General features: G+C 45.0%; 13 protein-coding genes. All 13 read left to right on the top strand.

Features of this window, described 5'->3' with window-relative positions; all coding sequences use genetic code 11:
• Positions 1-27 precede the first annotated feature (27 nt).
• The 13 genes from bamA to AC3CID_RS11860 all read left to right on the top strand — a co-directional run bounded on the left by bamA (position 28) and on the right by AC3CID_RS11860 (position 15,176).
• Positions 28-2,433 carry an outer membrane protein assembly factor BamA gene (gene bamA / locus AC3CID_RS11920; protein ID WP_372317803.1) on the top strand — a complete coding sequence of 802 codons (2,406 nt, stop codon included), beginning with the start codon at positions 28-30 and terminating at the stop codon, positions 2,431-2,433.
• Between the two features lie 27 nt (positions 2,434-2,460).
• Positions 2,461-2,961: an OmpH family outer membrane protein gene (locus tag AC3CID_RS11915; RefSeq protein WP_004734343.1), complete on the top strand. Its 501-nt coding sequence runs from the start codon at positions 2,461-2,463 to the stop codon at positions 2,959-2,961.
• A gap of 4 nt (positions 2,962-2,965) precedes the next feature.
• The gene (gene lpxD, locus AC3CID_RS11910) at positions 2,966-3,997 is read left to right on the top strand and encodes a UDP-3-O-(3-hydroxymyristoyl)glucosamine N-acyltransferase (protein ID WP_017079409.1); all 1,032 of its coding nucleotides are present in this window, start codon (positions 2,966-2,968) and stop codon (positions 3,995-3,997) included.
• Between the two features lie 93 nt (positions 3,998-4,090).
• The gene (gene fabZ / locus AC3CID_RS11905) at positions 4,091-4,543 is read left to right on the top strand and encodes a 3-hydroxyacyl-ACP dehydratase FabZ (protein WP_004734341.1); all 453 of its coding nucleotides are present in this window, start codon (positions 4,091-4,093) and stop codon (positions 4,541-4,543) included.
• 1 nt (position 4,544) lies between these two features.
• Positions 4,545-5,333 (top strand): acyl-ACP--UDP-N-acetylglucosamine O-acyltransferase, encoded by a 789-nt coding sequence (lpxA, locus tag AC3CID_RS11900; protein ID WP_004734340.1) that lies wholly within the window; start codon positions 4,545-4,547, stop codon positions 5,331-5,333.
• Between the two features lie 129 nt (positions 5,334-5,462).
• Positions 5,463-6,659: a lipid-A-disaccharide synthase gene (gene lpxB, locus AC3CID_RS11895; protein WP_488526596.1), complete on the top strand. Its 1,197-nt coding sequence runs from the start codon at positions 5,463-5,465 to the stop codon at positions 6,657-6,659.
• A gap of 33 nt (positions 6,660-6,692) precedes the next feature.
• Positions 6,693-7,313: a ribonuclease HII gene (gene rnhB / locus AC3CID_RS11890; protein WP_004734338.1), complete on the top strand. Its 621-nt coding sequence runs from the start codon at positions 6,693-6,695 to the stop codon at positions 7,311-7,313.
• 176 nt (positions 7,314-7,489) lie between these two features.
• The gene (gene dnaE / locus AC3CID_RS11885) at positions 7,490-10,969 is read left to right on the top strand and encodes a DNA polymerase III subunit alpha (RefSeq protein ID WP_488526595.1); all 3,480 of its coding nucleotides are present in this window, start codon (positions 7,490-7,492) and stop codon (positions 10,967-10,969) included.
• Between the two features lie 45 nt (positions 10,970-11,014).
• Positions 11,015-11,974 carry an acetyl-CoA carboxylase carboxyl transferase subunit alpha gene (gene accA, locus AC3CID_RS11880; protein WP_171329180.1) on the top strand — a complete coding sequence of 320 codons (960 nt, stop codon included), beginning with the start codon at positions 11,015-11,017 and terminating at the stop codon, positions 11,972-11,974.
• A gap of 124 nt (positions 11,975-12,098) precedes the next feature.
• Positions 12,099-13,433 carry a tRNA lysidine(34) synthetase TilS gene (gene tilS / locus AC3CID_RS11875; protein WP_488526594.1) on the top strand — a complete coding sequence of 445 codons (1,335 nt, stop codon included), beginning with the start codon at positions 12,099-12,101 and terminating at the stop codon, positions 13,431-13,433.
• 58 nt (positions 13,434-13,491) lie between these two features.
• Positions 13,492-13,803 carry a c-type cytochrome gene (locus AC3CID_RS11870; protein ID WP_029222103.1) on the top strand — a complete coding sequence of 104 codons (312 nt, stop codon included), beginning with the start codon at positions 13,492-13,494 and terminating at the stop codon, positions 13,801-13,803.
• 130 nt (positions 13,804-13,933) lie between these two features.
• Positions 13,934-14,272 (top strand): nitrogen regulatory protein P-II, encoded by a 339-nt coding sequence (gene glnB, locus AC3CID_RS11865; protein ID WP_004738609.1) that lies wholly within the window; start codon positions 13,934-13,936, stop codon positions 14,270-14,272.
• A 61-nt stretch (positions 14,273-14,333) separates the two neighbouring features.
• On the top strand, positions 14,334-15,176 hold the full coding sequence (locus AC3CID_RS11860; RefSeq protein ID WP_114633895.1) for an endonuclease/exonuclease/phosphatase family protein: 843 nt from the start codon (positions 14,334-14,336) through the stop codon (positions 15,174-15,176).
• Positions 15,177-15,232: the final 56 nt, after the last annotated feature.

The raw sequence follows: 15,232 nt of genomic DNA, 5'->3' as shown, positions 1-15,232 counted from the left end.
TAGTAGCAAGGAATAATTAGAATAAGTATGGCGATTAAGCAAATTCTGTTCGCAAGTCTATTGGCCACTAGTGTGGCTGCGAACGGAGCACAAAACTTTGTAGTTCAAGATATCAAGATCGAAGGTTTACAGCGTGTTGCACTTGGTGCAGCCCTACTGAAAATGCCAGTGCGTATTGGCGATGAAGTGGATGAAGGCGATGTATCTGAGATCATTCGTGCACTGTATGCTTCAGGTAACTTTGAGGATGTTAAGGTCCTTCGCGATGAAGGTGTTTTAGTTGTTCAAGTAAAAGAACGACCGACCATCGCAAGCATTTCATTCTCAGGGAACAAAGCGATCAAAGAAGAGCAGCTTCAGCAGAACCTAGATGCATCTGGTGTTCGTGAAGGTGAAGCCCTTGACCGCACAACGCTGAGTAACATCGAGAAAGGCCTTGAAGATTTTTACTACAGTGTTGGTAAGTACAACGCGACAGTAAAAGCGGTTGTGACACCTTTGCCTCGTAACCGTTCTGACCTTAAGTTTGTATTTACTGAAGGCGTATCCGCTAAGATTCAGCAAATCAATTTTATTGGTAATGAAGTCTTCTCTGATGCTGAGCTACTGAGCCGTTTCAACCTGAATGTTGATGTTGCATGGTGGAATTTCCTTGCGGATGAAAAATACCAGAAGCAAGTATTAGCGGGTGATATCGAAGCGTTGAAATCGTACTACCTTGACCGTGGTTACCTTAAATTTAAGGTGGATTCCACACAAGTAGCGATCTCTCCAGATAAGAAAGGCGTTTACATCACGCTTGGTATTGATGAAGGCGAAGCCTACACCGTTAAAGATGTCGCGTTTCGTGGTGAGCTGATTGGCCGTGAGGCTGATTTTGAAGCATTAGTACCATTTGAAGACGGCGATACGTACAACGGCTCTTCTGTTACATCACTAGAAGAGGGCGTAAAGCGTATTCTTGGTGAGTCTGGTTATGCGTACCCACAAGTACGTACTATTCCTGAATTTGACGATGAGACCAAAGAAGTGTCATTGGTGATTAATGTAGAAGCGGGCAGCCGTATCTACGTTCGTGATATTCGATTTACGGGTAATAACTCGACCAAAGATGAAGTACTACGTCGTGAAATGCGTCAAATGGAAGGCAGCTGGCTTAACTCTAAGTCAATTGACACCGGTAAGAGCCGCCTTAACCGTTTAGGTTTCTTTGAAACGGTTGATGTACAAACAGTGCGTGTTCCTGGCAGTGAAGACCAAGTTGACTTGGTTTACAACGTTAAGGAAGCGAACTCAGGCAGCATCAACTTTGGTGTTGGTTACGGTACCGAATCAGGTGTCAGCTTCCAAGTTGGTTTGCAACAAGATAACTTTGCGGGTTCAGGTAACCGTGTTGGCGTAAGTGCCATGATGAACGATTACCAAAAGAACGTGAGCTTAGACTACCGAGACCCATACTGGAACCTTGATGGAGTGAGCTTAGGCGGTAAGATCTTCTACAACGAATTCGAAGCCTCTGAAGCGGGTATTGTCGATTATACCAACCAAAGTTACGGCACCAGCCTGACATGGGGCTTCCCTATGGATGAATTGAACCGTATCGAATTTGGTGTTGGCTATACGCACAACAAGATCGGTAACGTTCCGACCTATATCCAAGTGGAACAGTTCGCGAGAAGTATTGACCAATATGGTGACGAAAACATCTTAACCGATGACTTCGATATCAATATCTCTTGGACTCGTAACAACCTTAACCGTGGTTTCTTCCCAACCGAGGGTAACCACCAACGTGCTTTCGCCAAAATGACTGTACCAGGCTCTGACGCTAAGTACTTCAAAGCTCAGTACGATGTAAAACATTACATCCCGCTGACCAAAAAGCATGAGTTCACACTTTTGATGCGTGGCCGATTAGGCTATGGTAATGGTTACGGTCAAACGGATGGTAATGATAACTTGTTCCCATTCTACGAGAACTACTACGCAGGTGGCTTTACAACGTTGCGTGGCTTTGGCTCTAACTCAGCGGGTCCAAAAGCCGTTTACGGGAGCAGTACGGGTAACAACCCTACGTACAGCTCTGCAACCGATGATTCGGTTGGTGGTAATGCGGTTGCCTTGGCAAGTTTAGAGTTAATTGTACCTACGCCGTTTGCTTCTGATGAAGCACGCAGCCAAATTCGAACCAGTGTCTTCTTCGACATGGCAAGTGTTTGGGATACGGAATTTGTAGATCGTAATAGACCTACTAGCGGTGGTCAGTACTACTACGACTACTCTGATCCAACAAATTACCGTTCATCTTATGGTGCAGCCCTTCAATGGATGTCGCCGATGGGCCCATTGGTTTTCTCTCTAGCGAAACCCGTTAAAATTTACGAAGGTGATGATGAGGAATTCTTCACATTTACCATTGGTAGAACTTTCTAATATTTAAAGGACAATATTTTGAAAAATATGATTAAAGCAGCAGGTTTAGGCCTTGTAGTTCTTAGCTCTTCTTTCTTTGCAACAGCTGCTGAAGCTGCGCAAAAAGTGGGTTATGTAAACACTGCACAAGTATTCCAGGCTCTACCTCAACGCGAAGTTGTTCTTCAAAAAATGCAGGAAGAGTTCAAAGATAAAGCAGCTGAGCTGCAGAGCATTCAAGCAGAAGCAAAAACTAAGATTGAAAAGCTTAAGCGTGATGGTGAACTACTAGGTCCTGACGAAGTTGAGAAGCTTCGTATCGAAGTCGGTCAACTAGACAGTAAGTACAAAATCAAAGCTCAAGCTCTAGAAAAAGCAAGCCAACGTCGTGAAGCACAAGAGAAGCAGAAGCTATTCAAAGTGATTCAAGATGCTGTAACTAAAGTTGCAGAGAAAGAAGGCTACGACATGATTGTTGATATTCAAGCTCTGCAGTACGGCAAGCCGGAATACAACATCTCTGAGCAAGTAATTAAATCACTGAAATAAGTTTATGAAGAATCTGACTTTAGCCGAATTGGCAACGATTACCGGGGGAGAGCTACACGGAGACGGTACAGTTACCGTTTCAGCAGTTGCTCCTATGGATAAAGCGCAAGAAGGAAACATTACGTTCCTTTCGAACGTGAAGTACAGCAAGCACCTTGGTGACTGTAAAGCTTCCGCTATTATGGTTAAAGAGAGTGAGCGCGAACTGTGTAAGACCAACGTGATTGTGGTCAGCGACCCTTACGTTGCTTTTGCTAAAGTTGCTCAAGCGCTTGATACTACTCCTGCACCCGCAGCGGCTATCGCTGATTCTGCTTCAATTTCAAGCGATGCAACCATTGGACAAAATGTGTCTATCGGTGCGAACGCTGTGATTGAGTCTGGTGTGGTACTTGGTGATGATGTGATCATCGGAGCTGGTTGTTTTATTGGTAAAAATGCAAATATTGGCACAGGCACTAAGCTATGGGCTAATGTAAGTGTTTACCATGAAGTCGTGATTGGTGACGCGTGTTTGATTCAATCAAGCACTGTCATTGGCTCTGATGGCTTTGGTTATGCGAACGAGAAAGGTGAGTGGGTTAAGATTCCACAAGTCGGTTCAGTTCGCATTGGTAACCGTGTAGAAATTGGCGCGTGTACAACCATCGACCGTGGCGCATTAGATGACACAATCATTGAAGATAACGTTATCTTAGATAACCAGCTTCAAATTGCTCACAATGTTCACATCGGATATGGTTCTGCTATTGCAGGTGGTACTATTATCGCAGGCAGCACGACGATAGGTAAGTACTGTATTATTGGTGGCGGTTGTGTGATTAATGGTCATATTGAAATCGTTGGCGGCGTTACAATCACCGGTATGGGGATGGTAATGCGCAGTATCACTGAGAAAGGCATGTACTCTTCGGGTATTCCTTTACAGCCAAACAAAGATTGGCGTAAAACAGCAACGCGTGTACATCGTATTGATGAAATGAACAAGCGTTTGAAAACCGTTGAAAAACTTATCGAGAAGAGCGCGGAATCATAATTCCAGCATTTCTAATAAAAGGCTCGCGTACAGCGAGTCTTTTTCGTTTATAATCCTTCTAATTAAATAAAGAATATACATAGGAATACGACTTTGACTACTGAACAGACAACGATGAACATTACTGAAATTCAGGAACTATTACCTCATCGCTACCCATTCTTAATGGTTGATCGTGTGACTAGCTTTGAAAAAGAAAAAACACTGACTGCGATTAAGAATGTCTCTGTTAACGAACCTCAGTTCACCGGCCACTTCCCTCAACTTCCTGTATTCCCAGGCGTGTTGATCTTAGAAGCAATGGCGCAAGCAACTGGTCTTCTAGCATTTAAATCATTTGGTGCCCCTTCTGGTAACGAGCTTTACTACTTTGCAAGTGTAGATAAAGCAAAATTCCGCAAGCCAGTAGTGCCAGGTGACCAACTGATTATCGAAGTTGAATTCTTAAAAGAGCGTCGTGGTATTGCATCGTTTAACGGCGTTGCTAAAGTTGACGGCGTAGTTGTATGTTCAGCTGAACTTAAATGTGCTCGTAGAGAGTTTTAATATGATTCATGAAACAGCGAAAATTCACCCGGCAGCAGTAATCGAAGGTGATGTAACTATCGGTGCTAACGTGACGGTTGGGCCTTTCACTTACATTGCTGGTAACGTGACAATTGGTGACGACACTGAAGTGATGTCGCATGTGGTGATCAAAGGTCACACAACCATTGGTAAAGAAAACCGCATCTTCCCACACGCTGTTATCGGTGAAGAGAACCAAGATAAGAAATACGGTGGCGAAGAGACAACAGTTGTGATCGGTGATCGCAACGTGATTCGTGAGGCGGTTCAAATCCACCGTGGTACAACTCAAGACAAAGCAACCACAGTGATCGGTGATGACAACTTACTTTGTGTTAATGCTCACGTAGCACACGATGTTATTGTTGGTAACCATACTCACATTGGTAACAACGCTATTCTTGGCGGTCACGTAACAGTGGGTGACTACGCTGGTGTAATGGCGCTATCTGCGATTCACCCGTTCTGTTCAATAGGTGCTTACGCCTACATTGGCGGCTGTTCTGCTGTTGTTCAAGATGTACTGCCGTACGTGCTTGCACAGGGTAACCATGCGGCTCCATTTGGCCTTAACCTAGTGGGCCTGAAGCGTAACGGATTTGAGAAACCAGAAATTCGTGCACTACAGAAAGCGTACAAAGAGTTATACCGTTCAGGTAAAACACTTGAAGAAGCGAAAGCGGCTTTAGTTGAAATGGCAAAAGAGTTTACTTCGGTTACTCCTATGCTAGAAATGCTAGAGAACTCTGAGCGCGGTATTATTCGTTAATACTTGATATGATTGTTTACCAATCAGCGCAAGTACGACAATAATGACTTAATCAGATTGGTATAACAAAAAGATCGCTACTCATTGGGCGGTCTTTTTTGTTTTAGGCAAGAAGGGAATTGGAAAACTATGGCACAGCAAGAAGCAGCAACCAATAGCTCGGACTTTGTTTCGAATGAACCTCTACGCGTAGGTATCGTCGTCGGAGAACTCTCGGGTGACACGCTTGGCGGGGGTTTTATTAAAGCGGTCAAATCACAATATCCGAATGCTGAATTCGTGGGTATTGGCGGACCAAAAATGAAAGCGCTTGGTTGTGAGTCTCTTTTCGAAATGGAAGAGCTTGCCGTGATGGGGCTTGTAGAAGTGCTTGGTCGTTTACCTCGTTTGTTAAAAGTGAAAGCGGAACTGGTTAACTATTTCACTCAAAACCCACCAGATGTCTTCGTTGGTATCGATGCGCCAGACTTCAACCTAAGACTTGAATTGGATCTTAAGAACGCGGGTATTAAGACCGTTCATTATGTCAGCCCTTCAGTATGGGCATGGCGTCCAAAGCGTATCTTTAAAATCGACAAAGCAACCGACTTGGTACTGGCTTTCTTGCCGTTCGAAAAGGCATTCTACGATAAATATAATGTTGCTTGTGAATTTGTTGGCCATACATTGGCAGACACCATTCCACTAGAACCAAATAAAAAAGAAGCTCGCGAGCTTTTAGGTTTAGATCAAGATAAGCCTTGGTTAGCCGTATTACCGGGTAGTCGCGGTGGTGAGATGAGTTTGATTGCTCAACCCTTTATTGAAACTTGCCAGCGTATTAAGCAAAAATACCCTGATATCAATTTTGTTGTTGCGCTCGTTAATGAGCAGCGTAAAAAGCAGTTCACTGAAATTTGGCAATCGACGGCACCTGAACTTGAATTTACGTTGGTAGAAGATACCGCCACCAACGTGATTACCGCTGCTGATTCTGTTCTGTTAGCTTCGGGTACTGTTGCTCTCGAATGCATGTTGCTGAAACGCCCGATGGTCGTTGGCTACAAAGTAAATAAACTGACGGGTTATATTGTTAAGAAATTATCGATTACTGAATTCGTATCGTTGCCGAACATTTTGGCTGGCGAAGAGATTGTGAAAGAGCATATTCTTGAAGAGTGTCACCCAGACTTCTTGTTTCCGTCTGTCGATAAGATGCTATCCGCTGATAACAGCGTATTAATCGAACGCTTTACCGAGATGCATCATTGGATTCGTAAAGACGCGGATAAACAAGCCGCTAATGCGGTATTGAAATTGATAGATCGACCATGTGTTGAGTCATAAAGTGCTTGTTTACAAAACATTAAGAGAAGAATTATGGCAGTAAAAGAGAAAAAAGAGCTTCCTCCTTTTGAGTATCCTCAAGGCTACCAGTTATTTGCTGGTGTTGATGAGGTAGGGCGCGGGCCGTTAGTTGGTGATGTTGTTACCGCTGCGGTTATCCTCGACCCTAATAATCCAATCGAAGGTTTGAACGACTCAAAGAAACTGTCTGAGAAGAAGCGTCTGGCTCTGTTTCCTGAAATCAAAGAGAAAGCCTTGGCTTGGTCTGTTGGTCGTTGTTCCCCGCAAGAAATTGATGAGTGGAATATTCTGCAAGCGACCATGGTTGCTATGCAGCGAGCTATCGCAGGGCTAAGCGTTCAACCTGATATGGCACTAATCGATGGAAACCGCGTTCCTGAACTGCCGATGGATGGTCTTGCTATTGTAAAAGGGGACTTGCGAGTTGCTGAAATCAGCGCGGCATCTATCATCGCTAAAGTTGTTCGTGACCAAGAGATGGAAGAACTTGATAAACTTCATCCAGAGTTTGGTTTTGCTCAACATAAAGGTTATCCGACCAAAGCGCATTTCGAGGCGATTGAAAAACACGGTGTCACCGAGCATTACCGCAAAAGCTTTAAGCCAGTAAAGCGCATTTTAGGTCTAGACTAAAACTCGTCGGCTAAGGCTGTATATTGATTAGGGCTTAGTATTGGTTAGAGCTTTATATTGCTTAGACTCATGTTGACCGGAGCAAGGCATCGAATAAAGTTGCTTATTTGCGGTAGAAAAAAATAGAATACACACAGTTGTAATCCTAGGCCTAAACCTAGAACTCAGGAAAAATAATGTCAGATCCAAAATTTGTTCACCTACGCGTACACAGTGATTTTTCGATGGTGGATGGCCTATCTAAGGTGCCACCATTAGTTAAGAAAGTCGCTGAAATGGGTATGCCCGCTCTAGCATTGACCGACTTTACTAACCTATGTGGCTTGGTGAAATTTTACGGTACTGCCCATGGGTGTGGGGTTAAGCCAATTATTGGTGCTGACTTCTTGATGCAGTCTCCGGATTTTGGCGATGAATTAACCAAACTCACTGTTATTGCAACGAATAATAAAGGTTATAACAACCTAACATTATTGATTTCAAAAGCTTACCTTCGTGGTCATGTTCAACATCAGCCAGTTATTGATAAAGAGTGGCTGATTGAACATGCCGAAGGCCTGATTCTTCTATCGGGAGCAAAAGAGGGTGAGATTGGTAAGGCGCTGCTGAAAGGCAATCGAGAGTTGGTTGCAAGCAGCGTTGAGTTTTACAAAACACATTTCGCAGACCGTTTTTATCTGGAGCTAATTCGTACTGGGCGCCCGGACGAAGAGTCTTATCTGCACTTTGCACTAGAGCTTGCTGAACAAGAAGACCTGCCTGTTGTCGCGACCAACGAAGTGGTTTTCATCTCTGAAGACTTGTTTGACGCCCATGAAATTCGTGTGGCGATTCACGACGGTTTTACAATGGTTGATCCACGTCGACCGAAAAACTACAGCTCACAACAATACTTGCGTAGTGAAGAAGAGATGTGTGAGTTGTTCTCAGACATCCCTGAAGCACTGGAAAACAGTGTCGAGATTGCTAAGCGTTGTAACGTAACTGTTCGACTGGGCGAATACTTCTTACCTAACTTCCCAACGGAAGGTTTGGCGATTGAAGACTTCTTGATTAAAAAATCAGAAGAAGGCCTTGAGCGTCGTTTAGCGTTTCTATTCCCTGATGAGAAAATTCGAGCTGAACGCAGACCTGAATACGATGAGCGACTCAAGATTGAACTTGAAGTTGTCAACAACATGGGGTTCCCGGGTTACTTCTTGATCGTAATGGAGTTCATCCAGTGGTCAAAAGATAACGACGTACCAGTAGGTCCGGGTCGTGGTTCTGGTGCCGGTTCTTTGGTGGCTTACGCATTGGATATCACAGATCTTGATCCACTTGAATATGACTTGCTGTTTGAACGTTTCTTGAACCCAGAACGTGTATCTATGCCCGATTTCGATATCGACTTCTGCATGGATAAACGCGACCAAGTTATTGATCACGTAGCCGAGATGTACGGTCGTGATGCCGTTTCTCAGATCATCACCTTTGGTACTATGGCGGCAAAAGCGGTAATTCGTGACGTTGGCCGTGTATTGGGCCACCCGTTTGGTTTCGTTGACCGTATTTCTAAGCTGGTTCCGCCAGATCCGGGCATGACGCTAGAGAAGGCCTTCCTTGCTGAGCCAGCATTGCCAGAACTCTACGACGGTGATGAAGAAGTACGCGAACTGATTGATAAGTGTCGTATTCTTGAGGGGTGTACGCGAAATGCCGGTAAGCACGCGGGTGGTGTTGTTATCTCACCCACCACGATCACTGACTTTGCACCTATTTATGCCGATGCGGAAGGCAACTTCCCGGTAACGCAATTCGATAAGAATGACGTTGAAACCGCCGGTTTGGTTAAATTCGACTTCTTGGGTCTACGTACCCTGACTATCATCGATTGGGCGTTAGGCCTCGTAAACCCACGCTTGAAGAAAGAGGGTAAAGAGCCGGTTCGTATTGAATCGATTCCTCTAGATGACCAAGCGTCATTTAACCTATTACAAAATTCTGAAACGACGGCGGTATTCCAACTGGAATCACGCGGTATGAAAGACCTGATCAAGCGTCTACAACCCGACTCTTTTGAAGATATCATCGCATTGGTAGCTTTGTTCCGCCCGGGCCCTCTGCAATCAGGCATGGTAGATAACTTTATCGACCGTAAACACGGCCGAGAAGCTGTATCTTACCCTGATGAAACGTGGCAACACGAATCGTTAAAAGAAACACTAGAACCAACTTACGGCATCATCCTGTATCAAGAACAGGTAATGCAAATCGCTCAGATCCTTGCGGGTTATACGCTTGGTGGAGCCGATATGTTGCGTCGTGCGATGGGTAAGAAAAAGCCTGAAGAGATGGCAAAACAGCGCGGTACCTTTAAAGAAGGTGCTGAAGCCAATGGTGTTGATGGCGAACTGTCCATGAAGATCTTTGACTTGGTTGAGAAGTTTGCGGGCTACGGCTTCAACAAATCTCACTCAGCGGCATATGCACTGGTTTCTTATCAAACGCTGTGGCTGAAAACCCACTACCCAGCGGAGTTTATGGCAGCGGTAATGACCGCAGATATGGATAACACCGAAAAGGTTATTGGCCTTGTCGATGAGTGTTTCCGTATGAAGCTCAAGCTCCTTCCACCCGATATCAACTCGGGTCTATACCGCTTTAATGTCGATGAAGACGGCGCGATTGTTTATGGTATCGGTGCGATTAAAGGGGTGGGTGAAGGCCCTATTGAAGCCATCATTGAAGCGCGAAATAAAGGCGGTTACTTTAAAGATTTATTCGACTTCTGTGCACGTCTTGATCTGAAGAAGGTCAACAAACGTGTTATTGAAAAGTTGATTCTATCCGGCGCGTTAGATAGATTAGGTCCTCACCGAGCGGCGATGATGGCCTCATTGAAAGATGCGGTTAAGGCGGCAAGCCAACATCACCACGCTGAGTCTTTTGGTCAATCGGATATGTTTGGCGTGTTGACTGACGCTCCGGAAGAGGTGGAACACAAGTATACCCAAGTACCGAAGTGGCCTGAAAAGGTTTGGCTTGAAGGTGAGCGTGAGACGTTAGGTTTGTATTTAACGGGTCACCCGGTTAATGCGTACATTAAAGAGCTCGCGAAATACACCAGCTGTCGCTTGAAAGATGCGACGCCGACGCGTCGTGATCAGTCTTTAACGATTGCAGGTTTGGTCATTGCTGCTAGGGTAATGACCACGAAGCGCGGAACTCGAATTGGTTTGATGACCCTCGACGACCGGTCGGGGCGAATGGAAGTAATGTTGTTCTCGGATGCACTTGATCGTTACGCTGAATTGCTCGAAAAAGATAAAATAGTGGTCGTTTCTGGACAGGTCAGCTTTGATGATTTCAATGGTGGGCTTAAAATGACCGCGCGCGAGGTCATGGACTTAGGAAGCGCCCGTGAGAAATATGCTCGTGGGGTGTCGATATCTATCGACCAATCCCAAATTAATGGTCAATTTTTTGAACGCTTTAGTCAAATCTTAGAACCTTATAGAGCCGGAACGGTCCCAGTCAATGTATACTACCAGCGTGCCGACGCTAGAGCGCGGTTAACATTGGGCACAGAATGGCGTGTGACGCCAAGTGATACATTACTAGACGAATTAAAACAGCTGCTTGGAAATAGCCAAGTAGAACTCGAATTTAACTAAAATTTAGCTTCGTGAATACGGAGCTGAATCAACAAGGATTCATAGATGAGCCTGAACTTTCTAGAATTTGAAAAGCCTATCGCTGAACTTGAAGCAAAAATCGAAGCGCTACGTGACGTTTCGCGTCACGGTGGTGACACAGCGGTAGATCTAGACAAAGAAATCGAACAACTAGAGAAAAAAAGCTTAGAGCTTAAACAGAAAATCTTTAGTGACTTAGGTGCATGGCAGGTAGCTCAACTTGCTCGTCACCCTCAACGTCCTTACACCAAAGATTACCTGGAGCATGCCTTCACAGAATTTGAAGAGATGGCGGGCGATCGCGCTTACGCTGACGACAAAGCTATTGTGGGTGGTATGGCTCGTCTAAATGGTCGTCCTGTTATGGTTATTGGTCACCAGAAAGGTCGTGAGACTAAAGAGAAAGTGATCCGTAACTTTGGTATGCCAAAGCCAGAAGGTTACCGTAAGGCACTTCGCCTAATGGAAACGGCTGAGCGTTTCAACATGCCAATTATTACTTTTATCGACACAGCGGGTGCTTACCCAGGTGTTGGTGCAGAAGAGCGTGGTCAATCTGAAGCTATCGCTAAAAACCTAAAAGTTATGGCTGGCCTTTCAGTTCCGGTTATTTGTAACGTTGTGGGTGAAGGCGGTTCTGGTGGTGCACTGGCGATTGGTGTTGGTGACTACGTGAACATGCTTCAGTACTCTACGTATGCAGTAATCTCTCCAGAAGGTTGTGCTTCAATCTTATGGCGTGATTCAGATAAAGCGCCACAAGCTGCTGAAGCGATGGGCCTAGTTGCTCCTCGTCTTAAAGAGCTTGAGCTTATCGATGAAATCATTCCTGAGCCTCTAGGTGGCGCGCACCGCGATCCAGTACAAACGGCTCAGAACATGAAAGACATGCTAGTTAAACAGCTAGAAGAGCTAGAGCAGTTTGATAACGAAGCTCTGCTTGAGCGTCGTTACCAACGCCTAATGAGCTACGGTTACTGCTGATAAGCGTGCCTTGAAATGAGGCAGCTTCAAGTAACAAGATGATGAAAGGGTTGGACTCAGTGCCAACCCTTTTTTATTATTAAAATATTCTCCCTTCAAACCTACTCTCATGGTTCACTCGCTCATGACTCACTTAATCGAAACCTTCACATCTGTACTTAATCAAAGCGCACTCAAGCCTAGTAGGTTGGTCGTGGCTTTCAGTGGCGGTGTTGATTCTCGAGTCTTGTTAGAGTTAGCAGCGCAGTACGCGCAAACGCATGGCATTGAGTGCTGCGCGGTGCACGTTCACCACGGTTTAAGCAACAATGCTGATCACTGGGCTGAGCAATGCCAAGCATGGTGTGATGCTTTGTCGGTTTCGTTAGTTATAGAACGAGTCTCGCTGGATACCGACAGTGGTGAGAGCGTAGAAAAGCTGGCTCGAGACGCGCGATACCAAGCCTTTAAAAAGCATATTAGACAGGGTGATGTATTAGTTACAGGTCAACACATCGATGACCAAGTAGAGACTTTCTTGTTGGCGTTGAAGCGTGGCAGTGGTCCGAAAGGGCTCTCTTCAATGGCGAAGGTGATGCCGTTTGGCGAAGCGTTTATCGTTCGACCGCTACTTTCAGTGACTCGATCAGACATTGAAGCGTCGGCGCACGACATGGGTTTAACTTGGGTCGAAGATGAGAGTAATCAAGACGTTCGCTTTGACCGCAATTTTATTCGTCATCAAGTTACTCCGGCACTGACTGAGCGCTGGCCTAGTTTCCGAGAGGCGGTCAGTCGTAGTGCTCAATTATGTGCAGATCAAGAGTTACTATTGGATGAGTTGCTTGAATCACACTTTCAGCAAGCTTTAGGGGATAGCCAAAACTTAAGTATTGAGGCGTTATCTCAACACTCAGATTTACTACGAGCACGACTGCTAAGAATGTGGTTGAGTCATTGTAATCAACCGATGCCGAGTCAAAAGCAGCTCAAGCTTATTTGGGATGAAGTTGCATGTGCTCAGGCGGACGCCAACCCTAAGCTGGTGTTGAATGATGCCGAAGTTCGACGTTTTAATCATCAGCTCTATTTAGTGAGAGAGACTAAAGACCTATCCGACTGGCAAAGCCATCTTTTAATGGGAGAGAGTGTGACGCTACCCGATGGCTTAGGGGAGCTACGCTTAAATTCAGCACTGAGTGAGGGCGAATCTAACAACCGTGATGTGCAAAGCTTTAGTTTGTCGGATACAAGTGCAACACTAAGAGTGATCTTTAACCCTGAAGGACTTTCGGCTCACCCTGTTGGGCGCGGGCATAGTAGAAAGCTCAAGAAGCTGTTTCAAGAATACCAAGTACCCAGTTGGTTAAGACGCAGAACGCCGATATTAATGGATGGCGATCGAGTGATCGCTGTTTTAGGCTTATTCGTAGATAAAAACTACGAAGGTCAAGATTGTGAAGCGCTTTGGAGCAAGTAGAAAAAGTTTGTGTCACAATTCACCGTCACTTTAATAAAAATAATTAATGGAATATGCAATGAAGAAAATTACACTAGGATTAGTTCTCGGACTTGGACTATTGAGTGGTAACGCTCTGGCGGGTGATGTTGCTGCGGGCCAAGCTAAAGCAGCAATCTGTGCGGCTTGTCATGGCGCCGATGGTATCGCTATGATCCCAGGTTACCCAAACCTGAAAGGACAAAACGAGCAGTACATCGTTTCATCGATCAACGCTTACAAAACAAAACAGCGTAATGGTGGCTTGGCCGCTGTGATGCAGGCTCAGGCTTCTATGCTGAGTGATGAAGATATCGCGAATCTAGCCGCTTACTACGCAAGCCTTAAGTAAAACCTTCTCAAAGCGCTGATTAAACAAGATGATAAATTTCGAGCCAGAGCTTTAAAGCTCTGGCTTTTTTCATTGAATGTTTACTATAGCTAACCGATAATGAGCTATTCGTACAGTTTAAGGGATGAACATGAAAAAGATTGAAGCCATTATCAAGCCATTCAAACTTGATGATGTACGTGAAGCACTTGCAGAAGTGGGTATTACGGGTATGACAGTATCTGAAGTTAAAGGCTTTGGACGCCAGAAAGGTCATACTGAGCTATATCGCGGCGCAGAGTACATGGTCGACTTTTTACCTAAAGTGAAATTGGAAATCGTTGTGACCGACGAAGTGGCTGACCAGTGTGTTGATACCATTATCGAAACGGCTCAAACCGGTAAAATCGGCGACGGTAAGATCTTCATTACTGACGTTGAACGTGTGGTACGTATTCGTACTGGCGAAGAAGACGAAGACGCCGTATAAAAAAACTATTACCCTAAAAGGAGCGTTTATCGCTCCTTTTTCATTTCTGGTAGGGTGCTGTATGTTTAAGAAAACCATCATTGTTATCGCCGTATTGATAACGCTTGCTGTCGTTAGTTTTCATTTTATCTTCGTGATCCCGAATAAACCCAACCTGATCACTTCCTCTCAAAGTACCAGTAACGACATCTACAGTTGCTACCAAAACTCCGCACCGAAAGCGATTGATGTGTCTGATGGACTAAGCATTACCGTGTGGAATATCTACAAGCAAAATCGCAGTAATTGGCAGAGTGAACTGAACAAATTGACGGCAGGAAGCGATCTTGTATTGCTGCAAGAAGCGAGTATGACAGTAGAGCTTCGCCAATGGGTGACAAGCGGCCAGTGGGGAAGCACTCGTGTGAATGCGTTTGAAGCCTTTGAACAAAGTGCTGGCGTACTTAACTTAGCGACGCATTTACCGATCGAAGCTTGTGCTTATACTCATGAAGAACCTTGGCTTCAATTGCCTAAATCGGCGCTTTGGTCGCGTTACCAACTAAGCAATGGCGAAGAGTTGGCTGTGATTAATATCCATGCTGTGAACTTTACCTTTGGTACGGAAGATTACGAGGCTCAGCTGAAGAGCTTAACTGACAATCTGCAACAGTATCGTGGACCTGTTATTTTTGCTGGAGATTTTAATAGCTGGAGTGAGGCTCGCTTTGCGGTATTGAAAGGCGCGTTGGAACAGGTCGGTTTGACGGAGGTTGCCTTTGAACCGGATAACCGAACTCAATTTATGACAGGATTGGTGCTCGACCATGTGTTCTATCGAGGGTTAGAGGTAGAAAATGCAAAAGCGCCCATTACGGACGCTTCTGATCATAACCCTATGCGAGTGACCTTTAAGGCTAAATAGTAAGAAGTTATTAGCTTATTAGTCATTGGATCTTAGCTATTTGCCATTCACCGTTC

This window comes from Vibrio sp. QJM3NY_21 (assembly GCF_057785975.1).
This window is presented reverse-complemented; position numbering and strand designations above follow the sequence as displayed.